We start from the raw sequence: 25,073 nt of genomic DNA, 5'->3' as shown, positions 1-25,073 counted from the left end.
AATACTTATTAACGAAATTTCAAGTAAAAAATTCTTTTAAAACTTGTTGATAGTTTTTTTGTTTAAGATTCATGAATCCCCCACTGACTTCACTAATTTTATTTGCTAAATTTTTTTTACAATGATACCGTATACGCATCTGCACGTACACTCACAATATTCAATTCTTGATGGTGCCGCCAGCCTCAGGAATCTCATAGCAAAAGCTAAAAATGATGGCATGACTTCTCTTGCACTCACTGATCACGGTGATATGTTCGGCATAAAGGAGTTTCATGATCTGTGCAACAAAGAGGGCATCAAGCCGCTTTTAGGGGTCGAAACCTATGTGGTAAACAACCGTAAAGACAAGGACAGGTCCAACTACCATTTAATCCTGATCGCAAAAAATGAAAAAGGCTACAGAAACCTCCTGAAGCTGGTCTCCATAGCCAATATCGAAGGGTTTTATTACCGCCCCAGGATAGACAAGGAAACCCTTGAAAAATACAGCGAAGGTCTTATTGTGACCTCTGCGTGTATCGGTGGCGAGGTACCTCAAAAAATTATGGCAGGTAATATGGATGATGCCGAAGAAACCATTCAGTGGTTTAAAAGGGTGTTTAAAGATGATTACTATCTAGAGCTGCAACGACATAAAACGGATGATCCTGCATTGAGAGCGGATGTGTATGACAACCAGGTTTTGGTGAACAAACACCTGATAGAACTGGCTAAAAAACACGATATCAAGCTGATTGCCACTAATGATGTTCATTTTATCAACGCTGAGGATGCAGATGCCCACGACCTGCTCATCTGCCTGAATACAGGAAAAGATCTGAACGATGAGAACAGGATGCGTTACACTAAGCAGGAATATCTGAAAACCACGGCAGAAATGAATGCCCTTTTTGCTGATGTTCCTGAAGCATTGCAGAATACGCAGGAAATTGCGGATAAGGTGGAAGTATATAAACTGAATGCGGATCCAATCATGCCAATCTTCCCTATTCCCGAGGAATTTGGAACTGAAGCGGAATACCGGGCTAAATTCAACGAAGAATCACTAAAAGAAGAATTCGGACCGGCTTTTGATCGACTGGGCGGTTATGAAAAGGTGATCAGAGTAAAGCTTGAATCGGATTATCTAACTTATCTGACTTATAAAGGAGCTGCAAAAAAATATAAAGACACCCTGGAAGAAAAAAGGGATCGTATCGACTTCGAGCTGGAAACCATCAAAACCATGGGTTTTCCGGGATACTTCCTCATTGTGCAGGATTTTATCAATGCAGCCAGGGAAATGGGTGTTCTGGTTGGTCCGGGACGTGGTTCTGCAGCCGGTGCCGCCGTATCGTATTGTGTCGGGATCACCAATATTGACCCCATAAAGTACGACCTGCTGTTTGAACGTTTTCTGAATCCTGATCGTATTTCGATGCCCGATGTGGATATAGACTTTGATGATGACGGACGGCAACTTGTATTGGATTGGGTAACCAAAAAATACGGAAAAGATAAGGTGGCGCACATTTGTACCTTTGGAACAATGGCAGCAAAACTGGCTATCCGCGATGTGGCGCGTGTTCTTCGATTACCGCTGCCTGAAGCGGACCGCTTAGCTAAAATGGTGCCTGAAACACCTAAAATCACACTTAAAAAAGCATTCAAGGAGGTTCCCGAACTGGAAAAGGAAAAAGAGTCGGATAATCCGTTAGTGGCTCAAACCCTTAAGTTTGCAGAAACACTGGAAGGTTCTGTACGCCAGACCGGTGTACATGCCTGTGGAATCCTTATCGGTCGTGATCCTTTGGATCAGCACGTACCTTTAATGCCTGCCAAAGAAGCACAATTGCTCACCACCCAGTACGATGGTCGTTTTGTAGAATCCATCGGCTTATTAAAAATGGACTTTCTGGGTTTAAAGACTCTTTCCATTATAAAAGAGACTCTGGACAACATTAAACGATCAAAGGGTATTGAAGTAGATATTGATCACATACCTGAAGATGATGAAAAAACATTTGAGCTGTTCAGTCGTGGTGAGACAACTGCTATTTTCCAGTTTGAATCACCCGGAATGAAAAAGCATCTCCGGGCTTTGAAGCCAAACCGCTTTGAGGACCTTGTGGCCATGAACGCCTTGTATCGTCCGGGACCAATGGAATATATCCCCGATTACATTGATCGCAAACATGGCCGTAAAAAAGTGGAATACGATCATCCAATGATGGAAGAATACCTGGATGAAACCTACGGAATCACTGTATTCCAGGAGCAGGTGATGCTTCTGTCGCGTCATTTGGGTCAGTTTACCCGCGGTGAATCGGATTCGCTGCGTAAAGCCATGGGTAAAAAAATCAAGGCTATGATGGATAACCTGAAAGTGAAGTTCATGGAAGGGTGTAAGTCGAATCCCGCTTTTATTGAAGGGTGTAAGGAAGTGGATAAAAAACCGGATACACTTATCGAGAAGATATGGAAGGACTGGGAAGCTTTTGCAAGTTATGCTTTCAATAAATCGCATTCGGTATGTTATGCCCGCATCGCTTACCAGACAGGCTATTTAAAAGCCCACTACCCTGCAGAGTTTATGGCAGGCGTGTTGTCGCGTAACCTTAACGACATCACCAAAATAACCACCTTCATGGAGGAATGCCGTAGAATGGGTCTCGTGGTTAAAGGTCCGGATGTAAATGAGAGTATTCACAAATTTGCAGTAAATGACAAGGGTGAGGTCCTTTTCGGCATGGTTGGAGTAAAGGGTGTGGGACAAAATGCAGTTTCTGATATCGTTGAAGAACGGGAAACAAACGGACGTTTTAAAGATATTTTCGATTTTGCAGAACGGGTGAACCTGACTTCTGTGAATAAAAAGAACTGGGAAGCGTTGGCAAAGTCAGGTGCCTTTGATAACCTGAACCTGCAGACCAGAGCCCAATTTTTTGCCCAGGCACCCAACGATGAAAACACCTTTATCGAGAGCATGATCAAGTACGGCAACATGTTTCAGAACGATAAGGCATCGCAGCAGAATTCGTTATTTGGAGATATGGGAAGTTCAGCCATTCAGATCAAAAAACCAGACATCCCGGAATGTGATCCATGGTCGAAACTGCATGAGCTGAACGAAGAAAAGGATGTTATTGGCATTTACCTTTCGGCTCATCCTTTAGACAGTTACAGGTTTGAGATAGAGAATTTCTTTAACATCCAGATGCCTATGCTTGATAACATGGATGAAATGCTGGGAAAAGAAATTACAACCGGAGGCATGGTGACAAAATTCAGAACCGGAACAACAAGGAACGGAAAATTATTTGGAATACTAACCGTGGAAGACTATCATGGTCCTTTTGACTTTGCTTTTTTCGGTGAAGATTACATTAAATTCAAGAATTTCTTCCAGGTTGGCTATATCATCATGATTAAAGGCCGTGTTCAGCAACGTAGATGGGATAATACAAAATATGATTTCAGTATAAAATCCATCAATCTACTGAGTGAAGTCAGGGAAAAGCTGGTAAAAAAGATGACTCTTAATATGGATCTGGGATCCGTCAACGAGAATAATGTGAATGACCTGTATCAGATGTTTGATAATAACAAAGGGAGCGTATTGCTGTCATTTAAAATTGTAAATCCCGAAGATAATCATGTGGTTAGCTTTCATTCACGCGGAATCCGTATCAATGTTACCGACGAATTGTTACAGAATCTAAACGAGATGGAAGGAGTGTCATATTATGTTAATTAACATATCTTCAAGGTCTCTAACACATTAAACACCAATGAATTTGGTTTTAACAAAAAAAATAATTTAATATTGTACAAAACATCTGACTTGAATACTGTTTGTGATTAAAAAATATTTTTATGTTTGTAGTCACATAAGAGCTCTGAATTTTTAGTTTAACATTAAATTATTTTTTAATATGAGCCAGGTAAAACCACGTGTAATAAAAGATTACGACAAACTTGATGCAGGCATTCTGGAACAGATTAAACTTGTATATCCTTACGGATTTACTGAAAATCTGATCACCTTTACAAACAAAGACGGAAAGCTTGTGAGTGCATTGCCTTTTGAAACGGATGAAAAGTATTACATGATCAGGATGACCGCAGAAGAAGCTGAAATCATTATTGACCAGGACGACGATTACGATGATGACGGTGTATTAAAAACCGAAATCAAGGAAGAATACGAAGACAAGTATTCAGATCTGGAATATCTGGCCGATAACGTGGAAGACGATGCGGAAGAACCAATGGAAAGAGAAGAAGATTAACGCACGTTATAAAATATTAAAGGCTGTCCGGTTAAGACAGCCTTTAACTTTTATATTCGTTCAATTGTCTTATTCCACCCTGTGACCACCGTCACCAATTTCGGCTACATAGAATTCTGCAACCAGCCCTGTCTTTTCGGTATATTCCTTACCTACTTTTTCAATAAATTCATCCACGTATTCATCTTTTACAAGACTAACGGTTGATCCACCAAAACCGCCACCAGTCATACGCGAACCAATTGTTCCTTCAATCTTACGTGCAGCTTCAACCATTGAATCCAGTTCATGGCCTGTTACTTCGTAATCATCGCGCAATGAATCGTGTGATCCGTTCATCAGCTGTCCGAATACTTCAAGATTTCCGGCCTGTAATTCAGAAACAGCTCTTGTGGTTCTGTCAATTTCACTCACAACGTGGCGTGCTCTGCGCATCACTGTTTCATCTTCAATTTTATCGGCTACCGATTTAAACTGTTCCATGGTCAGCTCACCCAGATTATTGATAGGAATATGTGGTTTTATGGCATCAACAGCTGCATGGCATTCGCTTACGCGTTTGTTGTACATGCCAGAATCCAGGGAGTGAGGTGAGTTAGTATTACCAATCACAATCTTCACACCATCCAAAACAACAGGAACAAGGTCATATTCCAGTGTATCGCAATTCAGGAATACAGCGTTATCCTTCTGTCCCATTCCTGAGGCAAACTGATCCATAATACCGCACATTACACCTGCAAACTCATGCTCGGACTTTTGTCCGTATTTAATCAACGTCAGTTTATCCAGGCCAAAACCATAGGTATCATTAACCGCAACACCGGTTACAACTTCAAGTGATGCAGACGAAGAGAGTCCGGCTCCGCCAGGCACATTACCCCAGATCAGAATATCAGCACCTTCGGCAGGCACATGACCATTTTTAACGAACTGAGCAATTACACCGAGTGAATAGTTAGCCCAGGTTCCTTTGGGAAGTGGTTTTGTTAAATTCTCCAGCTTAACCTCAACTACCTGAGGCATATTCAGTGATTTGAATTTGAAAACATCGCTGCCGTTTTTACGAATCAGGCAGTAAGTTCCGAATGACAAAGCGCATGGAAATACAAAGCCACCATTATAGTCTGTATGTTCTCCAATAAGATTAACCCTTCCAGGAGAGAAAAATACACCGATTTCTCCTTCCCCGTAAGTTTTCACGAACTCTTGTTTAAGTGTTTTTACATCCATTTTATTAAATCGATTAGTTAATATTTGTGTTATAACGATTTTCTAATTATCAATTGCGAGGGGTTTTCTTTTATCTCTTTTGTTCTGTCCAGCACCATCCGGGCCATCTCCTGTCCCATCAGTTTAAAGTCGGTTGAAATCGTCGTGATCCCGCCCGCTACAACTTCTTTGAGGTCCGTATCATTAAACGAAACAAGACCAATATTCTTGCCCAGATGCAGCTTAAATTTCTCCGTTTGTTTTATGATCTGAATCAGGTGTCTGTCGTGCGTTACAAAATAGACTTCACCCTGCTTAATTGTTTTTCCATCCAACGATTCCAGCAACTCGTAGTCGAAACTGTTCTCCTTGCAAAAACGGACAAAACCCGTTTTACGCTCTTCCGGCTCTTTGCCTTTTGGTGAAACCAAAATCAACTTTTCATATTTCATCAAAAACATCTGTCCGGTTACCAGCGCGTCGTAAATATCTTCTTCAAAATTCTGATAAATCGTGCCATACAAATAAGGTAGCTCAGATTTTCTGTCCAGTATATACGTACGCTCAAACGGAAGTTTTTTTATAACAGGAGCAATATTATCAATGGATCCCGGCATGATCACAAACGAAGTATATTTGTATTTGTTCTCCTCAACCAGGGTTTCCATAACCTGACGATTGAAATGATGAAAATAAATATCAACCGCAGCATTATTTCCTATCTCACCGATAAACCCGTTGTACAAATCCTCCTTAAACGCATTGAATTCATCAAACATCAGAAAAATTTTCTCTTTCTGTTTGATATTGGTTGTGGAAATATAATATCCCTTACCGGGTGTGGATGAAATTATTTTCTTATCCTTAAGTTCTTTAAATGCTGCCAGAACGGTATCGCGTGACAATCCAAATTCATCCTTGATCTGATTCAAAGACGGAATTTTGTCCCCGCGTTTCAACTCTCCTGTCTGTATCGCCTGAAAAATTGAATTAATAATCTGCTTGTACTTTGGCACTTCCAGATCGTTATTAATTTGTATCAGGTTCATATATGCATTTTTACGTTTTCAATTGACCCTAAATTACTATCAGGCCGTGTATTTAAAAGCTATCAAATATAATTAAAAAACACATCTATAAAACATGTTTTGCAGCATACCAGTACCTACCAGTTGGCATTTAAAACAACAAGAAATTCTTAAACTCCACTTCTTAAATTCTGAAAGCCAAACACTTAAAATTATTAAGACGGCAGAACGATAAAAGTATGATTGTCGCCATAACAAATGTTATATTTAAATATTATTTCAGTACGAAATCCGGTAGATTCTGTAAACAGAACATCCCTACCTTGGGGAATGCCTGACTTAAATTTTTCTGCTTATCAGATCCTATGTTAAAACTTTGCTCAAACCATACATATCTGTCGCTCAAGAGACAAAACATTAAAAGTTTTATTAAATTCGTCCTTTTAATATACAGGACAACCTGTTTGGGTGATATTTTTACGCTTGCATAGAGGATGAAACGATTTACTTGGTTTATAACAGTTCTGATTCTGGGTTCAGGAATTAATATAAATGCGTCTACAGATTCATTGACATTAGATTTTAATCATGAACGCGGTTATTACCATGATGCCTTCAACCTCACCATAACTTCATCTGATCCTTCAGCTATTATTAAATACACATTAGACTGTTCAGATCCGCTTTCGAGCAGTAGCATGGCATACACCAACAGCCTGTCGGTAACTAAAACAACAATCGTCAGAGCAGTAGCCTATTCCTCCTCAGATACATCGGAACTGATTACTCAGACGTATCTTTTTCCTGAGGATATTCGCAGGCAACCTAAAAATCCCTCTGGCTTCCCGGCAACCTGGGGGGGATCAAGTACAATAAATGCTGACTATGAAATGGATCCTGAAGTAATTAACAATCCTGTTTATTCAGATAAAATTGAAGCCGCTCTGAAATCCCTTCCCGCGTTATCACTCACCATGGAAACCGATGAATGGTTTGATCCTGTATCAGGTCTGTATGTTGGTTATCCTAATACAAATATCACCAGGGAAAAGCCTGTCAGCGCAGAATTCATTTATTCTGATCCCAATGAGAGCTTTTTAATTAATTGTGGTGTTCAAAATCAGGGCGGCACCAGTATTGTGGATTGGAAATCACCCAAACAATCCATGAGATTGTTGTTCAAGAGCCAGTATGGCCCGAAGAAATTAAAGAAAAAACTGTTTCCGGATTCTGAGATTGAATCTATCAATACCCTGGTGGTTGACGGATTATTGTATTCGTGGATCCATCCATGGGACAATATGCAACGAAAGACATCGCTGTATTTCAGAGATCAGCTTGCGTCTGACTTACAAAACCAAATGGGAGGATTAAGTTTCCATGGCATTTATGTCAATGTTTATATCAATGGCCTTTACTGGGGCATTTACGATCTCCACGAACGACCGGATGAGGATTTTATGGCAGAATATTATGATGCCCGGACAGAGGATTACGATATCATTAAACATAATCCAAATACCATTGTAGCAGGATCAAACAGTTCATATCTTAATCTGCTGAAAGAGGCACGAAAAGGTTTCACAGATAATACGCCACTGGATGAAATAAAGAAACTCCTTGATCTTCCAAAGTTTATTGACTACATGATACTGAACTTTTACCTGGGAAATTACGATTGGGCACATCAGAATTTTTATGCAGCAGTAAACAAAAACCTGAATTCAGGTTACAGATTTTACACCTGGGATGCTGAGCATGTGATGCGATATTCAGATGTAAATTACAATAATACAGGCAAAAATGATTCCGGTGGTCCAACGGAAATCCACCAGTTGCTGAAAAACAATGCGGAATACAGACTTATGTTTGCCGATGCATTTTATAAACATGCATTCAATAACGGTGCCTTGACTCCGGAGAATTTTGAGCTCGCTTTTAATAAACGTAAAAATGAGCTTGACCAGGCAATCATCCTGGAATCTGCAAGATGGGGAGATTATCTTGAGAGTTCAACCAATACAGTTTACACCAGGGACGATTTTTGGATACCGGAGGTGGATAAAGTTTTATCAGAATATATTCCTAACCGTTTAAACAAGGTTTTGGACCAATTCAGACAAAACAGTAACCGTCTGTTTCCTTCTGTAATGCCACCCATATTTGATAAAGAGGAAGGTATAGTAGAAAGCGGGGCAACTGTTTCTATTTCCAGTACGAATTATGTTCCTGGCAAAATTATTTACACACTTGATGGCACCGATCCCAGAAAAGAAGGTGGTAGCATACAAGGCACCGAATACAAAACTCCAATCGCGATCAATAAAACAACAACAATTAAAACCAGATTCTTATCAACCGAAACCAACGAATGGAGCGCACTTGCTGAGGCCGGTTTTATACCTGAAAGCGATTACAATGCAATCATGATAAGTGAAATTATGTACAATTCCGCTTATCAGGATCTTGAATTTATTGAACTCCTGAATAATAGCAAAAAAGAAATCAACATCAAAGGCTACACGTTTACTGACGGCATTGAATACACTTTTGACAACGATCTGATTTTAAATCCCGGAGCAGTAACAGTATTAGCAAATGATGGAACAATGTTCTCCTCCTTATTTAACTTTGATCCCTACGATATATATTCAAAACGCCTGAGCAATGACGGAGAAACTATTTTACTGGCCAACAGTTTTGGAGATACAGTGGATTCAGTCAGTTACAGCAACGCATATCCATGGCCGTGGGAAGCTGATGGCCATGGCAGATCTTTAGTACTTAAGGACCCGAACAGTGATAATGCAGAAGCAACTAACTGGGAATTATCAACAGAAATTTATGGTTCACCCGGGAACTATACATCGGTTAATATCGGTACTAATACAATCAAAAACAGTGTCTATCCTAATCCATTTAAGAACCTGATCCGGATCAGAATAGATGCCACAAAACAATCCGAAACCCTTTCATTCGGGATATACAACAGCATGGGACAGCTTGTTAAAAGTTTTTGCAGAACAGCCCAACAACATCCGTATGAATTGGATCTCAGCAGCTTAAACTCCGGCACATACTTACTCATTGTAAATGATGTTGAAAGTCGTAATCAACTGCTGAATACATTGATTCTGAAAATTGAATAAAACGGACAGTTTCCAATTCAGCAAGAAATTCGCTACTTCTTCTAAAGCGGTTAAACGGAAATACGATACCTCTAAAATTTGCTTTATCCTGCAAGATTATTTTATAAAAAGCAAATTAAATGGTTTTCTTTGTGTTAAATAACGAATATGAATCCAGGGACATACATATACATTCTGGTAGCTTATTTCGGTGTGTTATTTCTTATTTCGTTTATAACCGGCAAAAGCAGCACCAACGACACCTTTTTTACAGGAAACCGGCGTGCACCATGGTATATCATATCTTTTGGAATGCTGGGTGCTTCATTGAGCGGTGTCACCTTTATATCTGTTCCCGGATGGGTTATGAGCACCAATTTCACCTATATGCAAATGGTTCTGGGCTATGTAGTTGGATATATCGTTATTTCGCAGATCCTTTTACCCATATATTACAAACTAAAGCTGCCTTCAATCTACTCTTACCTGGACGAACGATTTGGTAAAAACACATATAAATCCGGATCATGGTTTTTCATATTATCCAGAACCATAGGTTCAAGCTTCAGGTTGTTTCTGATGGCTAATGTATTACAGATTACTATTTTTGAACAGTTGGGAATTTCATTTTCTGTGACCGTTGTCGTAACGATTCTGCTTATTTGGCTCTACACCTTCAGAAGCGGCATAAAAACCATCATATGGACAGATGCATTACAAACTTTTTTACTGCTGGCAGCCCTTGTTATAACTGTTATTGAAATTTCGGGCAAGCTTAACCTGACAGCAGGTGAAACGTTTAGTACTGTATACAGCAATCCATTATCAAAGATTTTTGTATTTGATGACTTCGCAAGTAAACAGAATTTCTTCAAACAATTCCTTTCTGGTGTCTTCATCACCATTGTGATGACAGGTCTGGATCAGGACATGATGCAGAAAAACCTAAGCTGCAGAAATTTAAAGGATGCGCAAAAAAACATGCGTTGGTACGGTTTTGCTTTTGTTCCTGTTAATTTTCTGTTTTTATCCCTGGGTGTGCTTTTAGTTATATATGCCTACCACATTGGAATGCAAATTCCCGAACGCAGCGATGATCTGTTCCCTACGCTTGCAACCGGAGGTTATCTTAGTCCGTACCTTGCCGTAATATTTATGCTTGGTCTGGTAGCAGCCGCCTACTCCAGTGCTGATTCAGCCTTAACTTCGCTGACTACTTCATTTTCGGTCGATATCCTAGGCTACAATAAAGAGGATGATGAACTCCCAAGGGAAAAACGAATCCTGGTTCATTTTGTATTTTCCGTTGTACTTGCCATCATTATTCTTTTATTTAACAAAATCAATAACCAGGCCGTTGTAAGTGCTATATTTATGGTTGCAGGTTATACTTACGGACCCCTGCTGGGTGTTTATTTTGCAGGATTATTCACCCGACTGAAACCGAATGACAAGCACATACCATATGTTATGATTGCGTCTCCACTGGTATCAATTGCCTGTTACTACGGTTTTAGAGCTTTATGGGACTACACACTTGGATTTGAAGTTTTACTGCTGAATGGTTTCATAACTTTTTTAGGCCTTATCCTGCTTCACTTCATTAATAAAAACTACCTGGCCAGGTGAATTTAATTCCGGGTTGAACAAAAAAATTTAACACTTGTTGAATTGATAGGTTAACAAATATTAAAATAACCTTGTACTGGCCCAATTGTATTTTGCAATTTGCATCTCTCCCTGATTGGTACTTTCCCCGCTCATAGTTGACTTTACTCAATATAACTCTCTGTTTAGTATTGAATTTTCAGATTACTAATCAAAAATAGAGCATCATGAAAACAACCGGGATTATTTGTTTTACCCTTTGGGTAATAGTGGCACTGCTCCCACTAAACCTTCATGCCGAGAATGAAAATGACAACGAAGGCATGTATGCCAAAAACAAAATGTATACAGCCATTCACAATGATTTGGATATCGATATCAGGAATCGCTTTTCTGACGGAGATAGGTTATCAAATGCTATTGCAGCAACATTAAGCCTCTCATTTACATGGTTCTTCATTAACAACAGTGGTTTAATTGCGCAACTGGATTATTCCAGAACGCTCACTAACAATGAATCTACGTACAGCTTCACCCAAATTGCCAGAAGCAAAATGCTGTATGCCGGATATATTTACGGCTATCAGTTATCACAGACCTTGGGTCTTTATGGATCAGCCATGCTTGGAATTGGCGCGGCAAGAGACTATTTCCGATATGTGAATCAAGCCGCAGGTAACAACACAAAGGCACTTTTAACAGGTGCCCGGCTGGAACTGGGAGCTTACTGGTGGCCTATCCTTGCACTTCCTGTTCTGCTTCAGCCAAGAATAGGCTACGCACTTCGCAACCAGGCAAATGATAGTTATAATACAGTAACATCAGGTTTGTATATGTCTGCAAGTATTATTGCAGCTTTGTCGTGCAATGATTTTTATTGCAGAAACAGCAGTATTGCTAAAATTATGAATCCATACCTTCCGGGGTTAATCTTCATCACGACAGGCCTGAATCCTTTTCTACAGCTTGGAAGTATTACATCCAAATTCACAGATGCGCAAAACAGTGTAAACAATTATTTCAATACGGGTTTGCAGTTAGGATTTGGAATATACCTGATTCAAAACCTTGCAGCATTGATGTATCTTAACAGCTATTCTAATAAAACAACACAGCAGGATAGCGATTATGGCAACAGGGATTCCGGATTTAAATTTGGTGTAGGACTCAGGTATAACCTTCCTTTTATCAATTCTTGTCTGAATAACCTGTATGCACAGGCAAAAATTGGTTTTGGCAATCGCGCATATGAGTATTTAAACAGTGAATCCAGTACTAATAAAGACAAAATCTTTGCCTATTCAATGGGTATTGGTTATGCTTACTTCCTTACATCATATATGGCGCTTACCAGTACACTGCTATATGAAGTGAACCGGTATACCAACACCGTTTCCAGTATTAGCACAAGCTATTCCGGATTTGCAATAAGACTGGCACTGGCGTTTTATATCAGCAATTTGAACTTAATAAAATAACACCATCATGAAAAAGAATTATTTGTGGAATATACTGGTTTTATCAATGGTAATTATTGTGCCATTAAACCTGTTTGGGGAAAAACCAAAACAAAAAAGGGATTTAACCGGTGCTTCTCCGGTAACAGCAGTTAACATGGAGATGTTTAACCAGGGAAACTCAATCACTGACGTTGGTTACTTATTAAAATGGGATGCCTACAGTCAACGCAGTAGCGGTCAGAAGTATGGCGGTGGAAATTCACAGGATGTGTACATCAGATCGACCAACATGGTAATGGACAATATTGGAATTACAGCTGGCCTGGAATACGACAGAACAGCATGGAAACCCAATAGTGGTATGGATAATATTACAAAATACAGGGGAATTACTCTGGGTGTTCTTTATGGAGATCAAACACAGTCAGGTATTGGTTACTATGCCGGACTTGATATTAATGCAGGATATAATACCGACAAATATTACAGCTATAATGATGGCGGCTATGATCCTAGAAAAAACAGTAATCCGGCAGCAGGATTTGAGATCAACACCGGAATACTCATGCAAAATTTCAGTAATAACAGCATCCTTACCAAAATCAATGCCGGTTATGACCGGTTCACAAATTATTATGATACCTATAACAATATTGATTCACGGGTCTGTATCGATATAAACACAGTGGCTGAAGTAGGATGTGACGAGTTCTATTGCGGAATGGATGATTACGATTTTCCTTCCAGAATAGACAATCATCAACAGGGTAACTTCTATTTTGATTCGTATAATCCAATATGGGTAAGTTTTGGATCAGAAAAAAATAAATACGATAACGGGACTATTAACAGTTGGGGAAATTTTTCGGGAGGGTTTGATCTTTCCTTAAACTATTATGTAATAGATAACATAAAAGTTAAAGGTGGAGCTTATCTGGATCTTTATGGTGACCATAGTAAAGATGATGAATCCAAATACAAAAGCAATGATTTTGGCGTATACCTGGGAGGCGGTATCAATGCACCAACTACGGACTGGTTAAATAATTTTTCCGCAAACGGTGAAGTGGAGGTTGGCAAGAGCAATTCTGAATCAACAGATTACATGGGAAACGTATCTTATACAAATTCAGATCTCAAACTTCAAATCAGTGGCTATGTCAGGTGGGAGGTTCCGCTGACAGAAAAAGTGTCGGGATATATTGACGCCGGATTAAAAAGGACAAGTTACAGCGACACAAATTCAGATTATTCCTATAATCGGTTTGGTCCATTCGCAGAATTCGGATTGTACGCCAACTTTAATACTATCCGATCATTTTAACCTGTTAATTATTAACATAAATTCTCTCAAAGCAGCCTGTAGATCAGGCTGCTTTTTTATGTGTAACATTTGTTACCTTTTTTATTTTTTTAAGCACTTACCTTTACCGTATCCAAATTTTAAAATTTATATTATGACCAATGGAGTTTTTGATCATTCAAAACCATACGTACTAAAAGAATCCGTTCAATATGCGGAAGGATCAATTGTAAGTAAGATTATAACACGAAACATTGCAGGAAATATCACATTGTTTGCATTTGATGAAAATCAGAACCTGAGCGAGCACACTGCCCCGTTTGATGCTATTGTTCAAATTCTGGAAGGCAATGCCAGGATAATTATTGACAAACAACCCTACACTCTTTCCGAAAATGAAATGATCATCATGCCGGCTAATATGCCTCATGCCGTTGAAGCAGATGGTAAGTTTAAAATGTTGCTCACAATGTTAAAAGCCTGAAGATGATCCGAAAGTCATTCATATTGAAACTTTCGGTTTCATTGTTCATCATTGCTCTGTTAGTTCCGGTTCAGCTGATGGTAAAAATGCGCATGCTAATGCTGGATCGGTTCATCCCCGGCGGCGGCTGGATTGAAATTGTTGTTGTTGCTTTTTATGGAGGTTTTGTTGCCTTTAAAATGCAGGAACCGGCCAATGTGCCCAAATGGCGATTACGAACATGGTCTGTATTCAGCTGGTTCTTTTTTATTCAACTGATTCTTGGACTACTTATTTCAGAGAAGTTTCTTCTTACCGGCAAATTACATCTTCCCATTCCAATGATGATAATAGGCGGACCGGTTTACCGGGGCCATCTTTCAGTCATGACCCTGTTGTTTCTAAGCACAGTTATATTAACCGGACCAGCCTGGTGCAGTCATTTATGTTATTTCGGAGCATTGGACGGACTGGCAGCCAATAAAAAAGGAAGACCTGCAAAGCTCAAAGCGCTTAAAACATTCAAAAACAGCATGGTTATCCTTATTATTGTTACAGCTCTTGTTCTTCGTTTTTCAGGAATATCCAATCTTTGGGCCACAATTATAGCCGTTGCTTTCGGACTGGCAGGAGTTGCAATAATTCTTTTTGTTTCAGTAAGAAAAAAACAGATGGTGCATTGTATTCAGTATTGTCCTGTTGGTACTGTGGTCAGTTATGCAAAATATATTAATCCTTTCCGGATGCAAATTGATTCCAACTGCACAAGCTGTATGGTATGTACCACAACCTGCCGTTATAATGCTCTTAAACCAATTAATATAGAGCAGAAAAAACCAGGAATAACATGTACTTTATGCGGAGACTGTGTACAATCATGTCATGCAGAGTCTATTCAGTACAGGTTCTTTAAAATGAAGCCGGGAAAGGCCCGAATGCTTTATCTCTTCCTTACTATTTCCTTTCACGCGGTATTTATGGCACTGGGTAGAATTTAAAATTTAAATCCGTAAACCATCCCAATCTGCAAGGTACTGAAATTAATCTGCGTTTCCGGTATTGTAAAGTTGGTGGTATAATTTGTAGTTTCATAAGGTCCTAAAGCTGTTTTCGACATTAAAATATATTCTGCATTAAGAGCCCAGAAAGATACCTTACCCTCAGTCAGAACCAGCGACAATTTCCCATCCAGTCCAAAAGAATAATTACGATACTTTGTTGCCTCTGCACTTGTATTATCGCCTGCATTTAAAGAAAGTAACGGTCCCAACGAAAACTCAAAATGCTTAAAAGGCCGGTATGTATAATGCAGCCCGGCAGAAACAGAATGCAGTGAGACAAACAAATAACCTTTACTTTCGCTGTAACCACTGACTTCGCCCAGATAGGCATAGCGCAAATCGCCACCAATACCGCTTTTCCCCTTATAAAAATTGGTATACGAACCTGACACAAATATCTGAGGACCGGAAAACTTAGGATGATTAATTATCTCACCTGCATTAAAAAGCCATCCTGTCGTTGGGTCGTTGTAACCATATGCATTCATCAGGTCCGTTATTTGACCGGGCGCAACAGAACCAGCATAACCAAGGCTCAAATCAAACCTGTTCTTCTTATTTTTCTCCGGGTTATTGTTATCAGATTGCCCTGAAGAAACCAGGCTAATCAGAAGAAAACCGATAAAGAAAATATATTTCATTGCACTTATTTTTAAAACATCTCAAGTTACGAAAAAGCATTTATTTAATCCACACTACTCATTCCTTACATATTTGACTGAATTTTATTATCCTGAGTAAACAGGAATTACCTTAGCTTTTCTACTTTTGCATCCTATGAAACAACTGGATCGCCGGATATTAAAATTTGCCATTCCAAACATCATAAGCAATATTACCGTTCCTCTGCTTGGGTTTGTGGATATGGCATTAATGGGGCATCTGAATTCTCCCGTATATATCGGCGCTATTTCACTTGGAACTGTAATCTTTAATTTCATCTACTGGAGCCTTGGATTTTTACGCATGAGTACCAGTGGCCTTACAGCCCAGGCATATGGCAGAAAGGACCATGAACAGGCTGCAAAGATCCTTTCGAGAGCATTATTTATCGCGATCATTTCCGGTTTTTTCATCCTGCTTTTCAGAAATGGAATCAGTCATGTAGGATTTAATCTGCTGGATGGAACCGATGCCGTAAAGAAGGAAGCTGTTATATATTTTAAGATTCGTGTATTTGCCGCGCCTGCCTCTATTGCCCTGTTTGCATTTTCTGGTTGGTTCCTTGGGATGCATAACGCAAGGATTCCAATGATCGTCTCTATTCTGATTAATGTATTCAACATCCTGATTAGTGTGTTGTTTGTTGTCATTCTGGATTATAAATCAGATGGGGTTGCCATAGGAACTGTATGCGCCCAGTATATAGGGCTAGCCATGTATATCTTCTATTTATTCCGCATATTCCCAAATCTGATTAAACACATCAGCTTAAGAAGCATTGCACCGTTTAATGAGTTAAAAAACTTTCTGTCCGTTTCAGGTGATATATTTTTCAGAACACTAATGGTGATCCTGGTATTTACATGGTTCACCTCTGAATCTGCCGGACAGGGCAATACCATCCTGGCTGTGAATTCACTTTTCCGTGAATTCCTGATGTTCTTCTCCTTTTTGATGGATGGATTTGCCTATTCTGCAGAACCAATCATTGGCGGGGAAATCGGTGCCGGAAACCGAAAAGATATCCGTTCGATTGTGCGTAGAATTTTCAAATGGGGAATCGGCATCACTGTTTTAACTACTTTAATTTATGGAGGCTTAGGTTACCAGGTCATGTCTTTGTTAACGAATCAGGCAATTATATTAGAAACAGCAAAGCCCTACCTGTTTTATATAGCTTTGATTCCATTAGCATGCTTTGCTTCTTTTTTATGGGATGGCGTCTACATAGGAGCTACAGCGTCAAGGCAAATGCTACTCTCTATCATGATTTCCACATTTGCCATTTTTTTCCCCGTTTGGTACATATTTAAAAACAGCCTGGGAAATCATGCCTTATGGGTAGCCATGTTGCTTTTTATGTTCAGCAGGGGTATCTACCTGTGGACAGTGAGCGAAAAGTATATTTATAAAAAGCAATAAGAATTCCGTTTTTCTACATTCAGCTTTTTCCTAATTTTGCAACAAAATTAATTTGCATGTCAGACACATCATTATTTACACCGGAAGAACAGGAAAAACTTTATGTAACATTCAGGGAATTACTAAAGGACGCTTCTGTTTTTAAGGAAGATGATGCCGAAGCCCATGTTCACAAGGCTTTTCATATTGCCATGAATGAGCGTGGAAACAAGCGCGTCCGTTCCGGAAGACATGCAATCTATAAAACTCTGGATGTTTCCAAGATAGTGGTGAACGAAATCGGACTCGGAAAGACATCACTGATCTGTACATTGTTATACGATGTTGTTCATGCCAACCACATACCGCTTGAAGAAATAGAACAGGAATTCAGTCAGCAGGTTGTAGAAATTATACGTGGTTTGGATCAGGCATCGGCATTATATGAAAAAAGTGCCGCTATAGAAACAGAAAATTTTCGTCAGCTGCTCTTAACATTTGCGCGCGACATCCGGGTAATCCTGATCATGGTGGCAGACAGGTTGCACACCATGCGACATCTGCAGTACTTCAGCGAAGAAGACCAACTGAAAATTGCCAGGGAAACATCATATCTGTATGCTCCACTCGCACACCGTTTAGGTCTGTACACAATTAAGTCTGAGCTTGAAGATCTTTCACTGAAATATACAAACAGGGAGCTTTATAAAGAGATAGCCCAAAAACTGAATGAAACAAAACGGGAACGTGAAACGTACATTGCCAACTTTATTGATCCCATAAAAAAGAAACTGGAAAAAGAAGGTTTTAAATTTGAGATCAAGGGGCGTACTAAAACCATTTTCAGTATTCTGAACAAAATGAGTAAGAATACCCCTTTCGAGGATATTTACGATCTTTTTGCTATCAGAATAATTCTTAACACCAAACTAAAAAATGAGAAATCAGACTGCTGGAGGGTTTACTCTATCATTACTGACATGTATTCACCTAATCCAAAACGCTTGCGCGACTGGCTGTCTATACCTAAAAGTAACGGTTACGAATCCCTGCATACAACAGTAATGGGGCCCGACGGCAAATGGGTAGAAGTACAGATCCGGACCGTACGAATGAATGAAATTGCAGAAAAGGGCCTGGCGGCTCACTGGCGCTATAAAGGTATTAAAAGTGAAAAAGGACTGGATGAATGGCTAATGAATATTCGGGAGATCCTGGAAAATCCTGAGAAAAATGCTGTTGATTTCATCGACGACTTTAAGCTTGGTTTGTACGAAAAGGAAGTGTTTGTATTCACACCAAAAGGTGATTTAAAAAAGCTGCCTTTGCGTTCAACGGTATTGGATTTTGCTTTTGATATTCATACCGCCATTGGCAGTAAATGTGTCGGAGCGAAAGTTAACGGTAAAAATGTACCTATCCGGCACCAGTTGAATAACGGTGATCAGGTTGAAATATTAACCAGCAACAGTCAAAAACCGAAACAGAGCTGGCTGCAGATAGTTACCACATCAAAAGCCAAAACCAAAATTAAGCAAGCCCTGAAGGAAGCACAGTTCAAAGAAGCTGAACTTGGGCGTGAAATGCTTCGTCGCAGGTTCAGAAACTGGAAAATAAACATTGACGATGGCCGGTTTCAACGTATGGTACATCATCTGAAATTCAACACAACAACAGACTTTTACTGTGCGATATCCAATGAAGAAATTGAACTTGCATTTATCAGGGAAACTTACCTGGAGCTTGAACGCAAAGAGACTACCAGCACTCCCGAAAGTCAGGAAATTAAAACGGCTGGAAACTATAACCTTCAATCAGATATAGCAGAGGAAGGTGAAGATGTGCTTACGATAGATGAACACCTGAAGAACATCGATTTCACCCTTGCCAAGTGTTGTAAACCTATTTACGGTGATGATATTTTTGGTTTTGTTGGTTCATCAGGCGGTATAAAAATCCACAGAACTGATTGTCCTAATGCGCCTCAAATGATCAACCGGTTCGGCTACAGGATTGTAAAAGCTCAATGGTCGGGCAAAGCAGGAACGAAGTATGAGGTAACAATCCAGGTAACAGGAGAAGATAATATCGGAATTGTAAGCAATATTTCTTCAGTGATTGCAAATGAACTTAAGGTTAAATTACGTTCAATTAACATTGATTCCGGTGACGGAGTATTCAACGGCACATTAACACTTTCTGTATCAGACATTTCTCACCTAAACAGTGTCCTAAAGAAGATACAATCCATACGTGGAATTCTCAATGTAAAGCGACTTTACGAATAAACCATTTCTTTATTTTTCATTTTTTTAATGTGACCTAAATCCTTTGTATTGTACTTTTTTACAAATTTATTTGGTTATATTAACAATTTATTAATAATTTTGTACGTGTAAGAAAGCTCTCATCTGTCATTAGTACAGTTAGCCCACTTTTAAGTCTCAGACATGGATCAAATGTTAATTTTAACATTATATTAAACTTAAAAGTTATGAAATATTCACTTATTGCCGCACTTATTGTTCTGGTGTCACTAACTCATTTCTCATGTGAGAATAATAGTGAATCTGACATCAGCCAAAAGATGGAATTCACTGATCTGTTTCCCAAAGAAGCCGGCAAAGAAATAATATATGTATCCAATGTTCCGGAATTGATGGCCACAACGAGGTTGACTAAAGATGGGAATAAGGTCGTGGTCATAAAAGACGGTGAATATGAAATTTCCGAACCAATTCGAATTGCCGGAGATGGAATTATCTACCGAAGTGAATCAGCCAATCGTGATCGTGTTATATTGAAAGGGAAAGGTATAAACGGAAGCATAAGCCGTATTTTCACAATTTCGGCAAATAATTTTGCAGTTAAGGATATTACTATTGGAGAGGTAAGCGGAAACGGAATAAAAATACAGGGAGAAAAGGATGCCGATAGCCTTTATGTTCAGAATATCCGGTTCTATAACATTAAAAGCCAGATGGTAGTTGCAACCTACGATGAAGATTACTCAAGTGATCATGCAGATTACGGAACTGTTGAAAACTGTTTGTTTGAACTAACCGACAGCAAAGCACAGAATAATCCGTGTGGCGGAATTGATATCTATGGCGGAACAGACTGGCGCATCAGCAATTGCACGTTCAAGAACCTTAATTCCAGGGATCAGAAACAATCCACTGGTGCTATCCGGTTCAGAAACGCATCAAAAAACTGTATTGCAGAAAACAATGTAATTGTAAACTGTGACCGTGGAATTTTATTTGGGTTCAACAATGAACCGCATTCCGGTGGAATTATCCGCAATAACATGATTTCGGTTATCCGGGAATCGGGAATTTATATCTGTAATGCAAAAGATGTAAAAGTTTATAACAATACCATTTATAATCCCTCCGATTATCCCTATTCCATTGAGTGCCTGGACGAATCCGGAAGGGTTGAAATTATTAATAACCTGACTAATAAAAACATAGACTCGAACGATCTGGCCGTAATTAGGATTGAAAATAACATTACACATGCTGAAGAAAGCTGGTTTAAAAATGTTTCACGTGGCAACCTTCTCCTCGCCAAAAATATTTCCGAGGTTGTAAATTCTTCTATCTCGCTGGAAAATGGTTCACACAATAATTCTAATCAGGAGATATTGTATTTAGCAGATATTGGTGCCAATAAACGGTAAATCACCTTCTGTTTTTGTAATACCTTTTTCATTACAGATTCACACTGATATAACGTTTTTGTGTTACTTTTACCAAAAACTTAATGAATCTACCACGCAATGTTGAAGTTGCAGTCATCTCGGATATTCATCTTGGAACCCATGCCTGCAAAGCGAGAGAACTAATTAACTACCTGAAAAGCATTCATCCGGAGAAACTCATTTTAAACGGCGATATCATTGATTCCTGGCGGTTCAGCCGCAGTTATTTTCCAAAGACACATCTCAAAATCATCCGTTTACTGATTAAATTTCTTGAAAACGGAACAGAGGTAATCTATATTACGGGAAATCATGACGAAGTTATGCGTAACCTTTCCGGTGTTTCATTTCAGAACCTGAAAATAGTCAATCAGCATGAGCTTAACCAGAACGGACTAAAAACATGGATTTTTCATGGTGATTTTTACGACCGTATCATCCATCAGCATAAATGGCTCGCCCGAACCGGAGCGGCACTATATGGTCTGATCACTATAACCAATAAAGCCATTAATAAAACCCTCTCGGTGTTTGGTTTGGGATCTGTAATCATTTACAAAACCATAAAGGAAAAGATCAAAACACATCCTGAAAAGTTATCCGGGTTTGAAGAACGAATTATCACACATGCCAGGAAAAAAGGTTACGGAACAGTTATTTGCGGTCACACGCACACTCCTGTAAACAAAATCATTAGTGATAACAACGGAACTCTGAACTATATTAATTGCGGCGATTGGGTTGAACATTGTACCTCAGCAGAATACTCGCATGGGAAATGGACACTTAAAACATTTTCACAAACAGAATCGACGCTGACTTTTGATGAACCGGTGGTTTTAAACAAGAAGAGCCTTTATTACCTTATGCTGAAAGAATTCCCCTTACTTTCAAACTGATTATTGGTTCCAGCCCGGGTTATCCCATGGTGAACTCCGCTTTTCGTACTTAAGATCCTGGAGCATAGAGGAATTCACATGAATGGTGAAGTTATATGTTTTATACCGGCCAAACGGCACAGCATTGAAACTCATTGACCAGCAATGGAGGTTTCTGTTTATAGACAGGTTAGTCGATGTTATTTCACGATTTCTGAAGTCGTATCCGGAAGAAAAATTCATGGACCATTTTTCTGTCAGGGTCAGACTACCGTTAAAACGGAAGTTTGACACCCCGGTATATTTGAAATCATCCATTGTTTTATCGTACGCTCCACGTAATGAATATGAATAACTGAACGAAAGATTCCATGGTATTTTAAACAAAAGATACCCGTCATCGTCGTATTTTGAATCACTTTTTGATTTGCTGTCAGAAGATTTACCCTCACTGTCATCCGCTGTTTTGGTTTCAGCTTCATCTCCACCACCACTGAATCCTTTCAGAAAGGATTTCAACTTTTCATTATTAAATGAATACCCGGTAGACAGCGTAAGGTTTTTCAGCTTACCAATACTTCGGTCCCTTTCCCAATGTGTCTGATTTATCCGTATAACACGACCATTACTGTTCACGGTTGTTACATAAGGATCAAACGTGGCACCTGCATTTATGGATAATCCCTTAAATAGTTTTGTTCTTCCCCTTACGGAAATATCGGACCACCTCATAGAGTCGATGGCCATGTTATAACTTGTAGCAAAATTCAGGCTCTCAAGCAACTTAATCTTTTTAAATCCGTTACCTGTAGAGTCTGCATCATTTTTCACTTTCATCTCCACATTATTACCCACAGAAAAACTGGCAGCTCCATATTTCCCACTTCCCGGCGTACCATATAATGAGCCCTGAAAATGAGAATACTCTCTGGTCAACCATTCATCAGTTGCCGCATTATATTCCGTATAGGTATCATAATAGCCCCATTTTTCCTGTCCAAAATCAGGACGATAACTCAAACTTACAGAGGGAGTCATCACGTGACGGATCTGCTCCACCTTATCTCCGAATAGTTTCCTGAATGGGGTATAAAAACCATATAATTTTGTAGATGCACTTACCGAAGCATTGTAATCGTAAACCCGGTAAAAGCCATTAGCGGTATCGGTTACAACTTTGGTTGTCATGTTATCCAGTGTATCTACTGTTTTATTAATACTTTCGGTATACCATCGTTCAGTATAACTTACACTTGGCGAAATGGAAATATTTTTTAAAATATTAAAGGATGTTGACACAGGAATTGAGTGCCTTACCCCATTTCTCCAGTGAACCGAAGGATCTCCATTCATTATAGCCGCCTGCTTATCGCTTACACTATTACTAAGGGTCGCAGAATAAGACATGCCTATTTTTTCATACCACCTGTCCCTTCCTATTTTCTTTTTACGTTTAAATGGATAAATTCTTGACATATTGAGGTTAAGCTGTGGCAATGTAAGACTTAACGATGAGTCGGCTGCATTTTGTGAGGCCAGTAACGTTGATGACATAGAGAAAGGGGTTCCTGGAAATGTTCTTGAATAGGATACGCTGGAACTCTTTTGGTTTCGTGCCAGATAACTTGGATTGTATATAACTGACTCCACCCCGATACTGTTCTTTTCAAATGAGGTGGAGGTAAAATCCACACTGGCTGAAAAATTGGAATAAGCTGCAGCTTTACTATCCTGAGAATGCGTCCATCTAATAGAAAAATCCTTGGTAGCAGTATAATCTCCCGCTAAAGCTTTTTCTCCTACAACGTTATTGATGTAAGATATGTTTACACTCCCGTTAAACCTGTATTTCAATCTGTAGTTTGAACGCGCTCTTACAGCCCATGACCCCTTTGAATATATGTCTCCGGTTGTTGAAAGGTCAAAATAGTCGTTCAGTGCAAAGTAATAGCCACCATCTCTCAGATAAAAACCTCTGTTATTCTCCTCTCCGTACGATGGCATAACAAAACCTGAAGAATAACTTTTAGTAAACGGGAAAAATCCAAATGGTATAAACAGCGGGTAAATCGGTACATCCTCCATCACCATGTATGCTGGTCCCGTAACAATATTTTTGCCAGGTCTGACCTTGGCCTTTGTCATCTTTAAATAAAAATGCGGATGATCATGATTTGCACAGGTTGTATATTCTCCGTTTTTCATACAAAATGCATCCTCACCAATGCGCTTTGTTGTTTCACTGGTCACAAATCCTTCTCCTTGCTCAGTGACAACATTCTTAATTAAAGCCTTACCTGTGTTGTAATTATATGTAAGCTCCTCTTGATTATAGGTTGTTCCATCATCCGTAAATTCAGGAGTTTCCACTAGTGTATTTGTACTGTCAAGCCGACCTCGTGCATAAATCAAACTACTATCAAGATTCATCCAGATGTAATACGATTTAAGATCTGTCTCGCCATAAACCACACTGGCATTCCCAAACATCTCAACTTCGCTGGTACCTATCATTACAATGGAATCGGCATTATAGTCAACATTGGCAGCAAATAAGGATTTTGTCGGACTTATCATTGCAATTCGTTCCTCCGTTGTTATAACAGTTGCAGAGTCCTTTGGAATTGTGTCGGCAGCAACCTTATCCGGCAAACTCCGGATTGAATCCGATGGAAACACAAGCGAATCTCTGTCAGCATTCTGAGCCAACAAAGCCTGTCCGCAAAAGAGGCAAGAAATCACTAAAAAGATTAAAAAATTGCGGTTAAAAAGATATATACTAAATTTTTTTAACAACTTTAATCAATTATTTTTGTGTCTGTTAAATTCAAACTGGTATTAAAACGGCAAAGCTATCTAAAAACATTAAAAATATAGCAGCCAAAAAC

General features: G+C 39.2%; 16 protein-coding genes. 12 read left to right on the top strand and 4 right to left on the bottom strand.

Features of this window, described 5'->3' with window-relative positions:
• The first annotated feature begins 121 nt into the window (after nucleotides 1-121).
• Both dnaE and ACE1ET_RS10650 read left to right on the top strand, forming a co-directional pair.
• A complete protein-coding gene (gene dnaE, locus ACE1ET_RS10655; RefSeq protein WP_375728386.1) occupies nucleotides 122-3,739 on the top strand; it encodes a DNA polymerase III subunit alpha in 3,618 nt (1,205 codons plus the stop codon).
• Between the two features lie 178 nt (nucleotides 3,740-3,917).
• Nucleotides 3,918-4,274, top strand: coding sequence for a hypothetical protein (locus ACE1ET_RS10650; RefSeq protein ID WP_375728385.1), 357 nt, complete (start codon nucleotides 3,918-3,920; stop codon nucleotides 4,272-4,274).
• 69 nt (nucleotides 4,275-4,343) lie between these two features.
• Here ACE1ET_RS10650 and ACE1ET_RS10645 read toward each other — a convergent pair whose 3' ends face one another.
• Both ACE1ET_RS10645 and ACE1ET_RS10640 read right to left on the bottom strand, forming a co-directional pair.
• The gene (locus tag ACE1ET_RS10645; RefSeq protein ID WP_375728384.1) at nucleotides 4,344-5,507 is read right to left on the bottom strand and encodes a galactokinase; all 1,164 of its coding nucleotides are present in this window, start codon (nucleotides 5,505-5,507) and stop codon (nucleotides 4,344-4,346) included.
• A 29-nt stretch (nucleotides 5,508-5,536) separates the two neighbouring features.
• Nucleotides 5,537-6,535 (bottom strand): GntR family transcriptional regulator, encoded by a 999-nt coding sequence (locus ACE1ET_RS10640; protein WP_375728383.1) that lies wholly within the window; start codon nucleotides 6,533-6,535, stop codon nucleotides 5,537-5,539.
• A gap of 473 nt (nucleotides 6,536-7,008) precedes the next feature.
• On the opposite strand from ACE1ET_RS10640, the gene ACE1ET_RS10635 reads away from it, so the two are divergent.
• The 6 genes from ACE1ET_RS10635 to ACE1ET_RS10610 all read left to right on the top strand — a co-directional run bounded on the left by ACE1ET_RS10635 (nucleotide 7,009) and on the right by ACE1ET_RS10610 (nucleotide 15,474).
• Nucleotides 7,009-9,663: a CotH kinase family protein gene (locus ACE1ET_RS10635; protein WP_375728382.1), complete on the top strand. Its 2,655-nt coding sequence runs from the start codon at nucleotides 7,009-7,011 to the stop codon at nucleotides 9,661-9,663.
• Nucleotides 9,664-9,810: 147 nt separating this feature from the next.
• Entirely contained in the window at nucleotides 9,811-11,271 is a 1,461-nt protein-coding gene (locus ACE1ET_RS10630) for a sodium:solute symporter (protein WP_375728381.1), read from the top strand.
• A gap of 206 nt (nucleotides 11,272-11,477) precedes the next feature.
• The gene (locus ACE1ET_RS10625; RefSeq protein ID WP_375728380.1) at nucleotides 11,478-12,728 is read left to right on the top strand and encodes a hypothetical protein; all 1,251 of its coding nucleotides are present in this window, start codon (nucleotides 11,478-11,480) and stop codon (nucleotides 12,726-12,728) included.
• A 7-nt stretch (nucleotides 12,729-12,735) separates the two neighbouring features.
• A complete protein-coding gene (locus ACE1ET_RS10620) occupies nucleotides 12,736-14,034 on the top strand; it encodes a hypothetical protein (RefSeq protein ID WP_375728379.1) in 1,299 nt (432 codons plus the stop codon).
• 133 nt (nucleotides 14,035-14,167) lie between these two features.
• Nucleotides 14,168-14,497 carry a cupin domain-containing protein gene (locus ACE1ET_RS10615; protein ID WP_375728378.1) on the top strand — a complete coding sequence of 110 codons (330 nt, stop codon included), beginning with the start codon at nucleotides 14,168-14,170 and terminating at the stop codon, nucleotides 14,495-14,497.
• 2 nt (nucleotides 14,498-14,499) lie between these two features.
• Nucleotides 14,500-15,474: a 4Fe-4S binding protein gene (locus ACE1ET_RS10610; RefSeq protein ID WP_375728377.1), complete on the top strand. Its 975-nt coding sequence runs from the start codon at nucleotides 14,500-14,502 to the stop codon at nucleotides 15,472-15,474.
• Here the strand turns inward: ACE1ET_RS10610 and ACE1ET_RS10605 are convergent.
• A complete protein-coding gene (locus tag ACE1ET_RS10605; protein ID WP_375728376.1) occupies nucleotides 15,471-16,178 on the bottom strand; it encodes a hypothetical protein in 708 nt (235 codons plus the stop codon). The two genes, ACE1ET_RS10610 and ACE1ET_RS10605, sit on opposite strands and share 4 nt — an antisense overlap.
• Nucleotides 16,179-16,314: 136 nt before the next feature.
• Here ACE1ET_RS10605 and ACE1ET_RS10600 point away from each other — a divergent pair, with 136 nt between their 5' ends.
• From ACE1ET_RS10600 to ACE1ET_RS10585, 4 genes are all read left to right on the top strand, one after another.
• Nucleotides 16,315-17,622: an MATE family efflux transporter gene (locus ACE1ET_RS10600; protein WP_375728375.1), complete on the top strand. Its 1,308-nt coding sequence runs from the start codon at nucleotides 16,315-16,317 to the stop codon at nucleotides 17,620-17,622.
• Between the two features lie 56 nt (nucleotides 17,623-17,678).
• Complete coding sequence (locus ACE1ET_RS10595) at nucleotides 17,679-19,889, top strand: RelA/SpoT family protein (protein WP_375728374.1); 2,211 nt, start codon at nucleotides 17,679-17,681, stop codon at nucleotides 19,887-19,889.
• A gap of 206 nt (nucleotides 19,890-20,095) precedes the next feature.
• Complete coding sequence (locus ACE1ET_RS10590) at nucleotides 20,096-21,286, top strand: right-handed parallel beta-helix repeat-containing protein (protein ID WP_375728373.1); 1,191 nt, start codon at nucleotides 20,096-20,098, stop codon at nucleotides 21,284-21,286.
• 83 nt (nucleotides 21,287-21,369) lie between these two features.
• Nucleotides 21,370-22,206 (top strand): UDP-2,3-diacylglucosamine diphosphatase, encoded by an 837-nt coding sequence (locus ACE1ET_RS10585; protein WP_375728372.1) that lies wholly within the window; start codon nucleotides 21,370-21,372, stop codon nucleotides 22,204-22,206.
• On the opposite strand, the gene ACE1ET_RS10580 is transcribed toward ACE1ET_RS10585, so the two are convergent.
• Nucleotides 22,207-24,927 (bottom strand): putative LPS assembly protein LptD, encoded by a 2,721-nt coding sequence (locus tag ACE1ET_RS10580; protein ID WP_375728371.1) that lies wholly within the window; start codon nucleotides 24,925-24,927, stop codon nucleotides 22,207-22,209.
• Nucleotides 24,928-25,073 lie beyond the last annotated feature (146 nt).

The sequence above is a fragment of the Quyinboa mangrovi genome (genome assembly GCF_042219825.1).
Taxonomy (GTDB): Bacteria; Bacteroidota; Bacteroidia; order Bacteroidales; family UBA5342; genus JBHJHP01.
The sequence above is the reverse complement of the archived record's forward strand: the minus strand, read 5'-3'. Positions and strand labels throughout refer to the sequence as shown.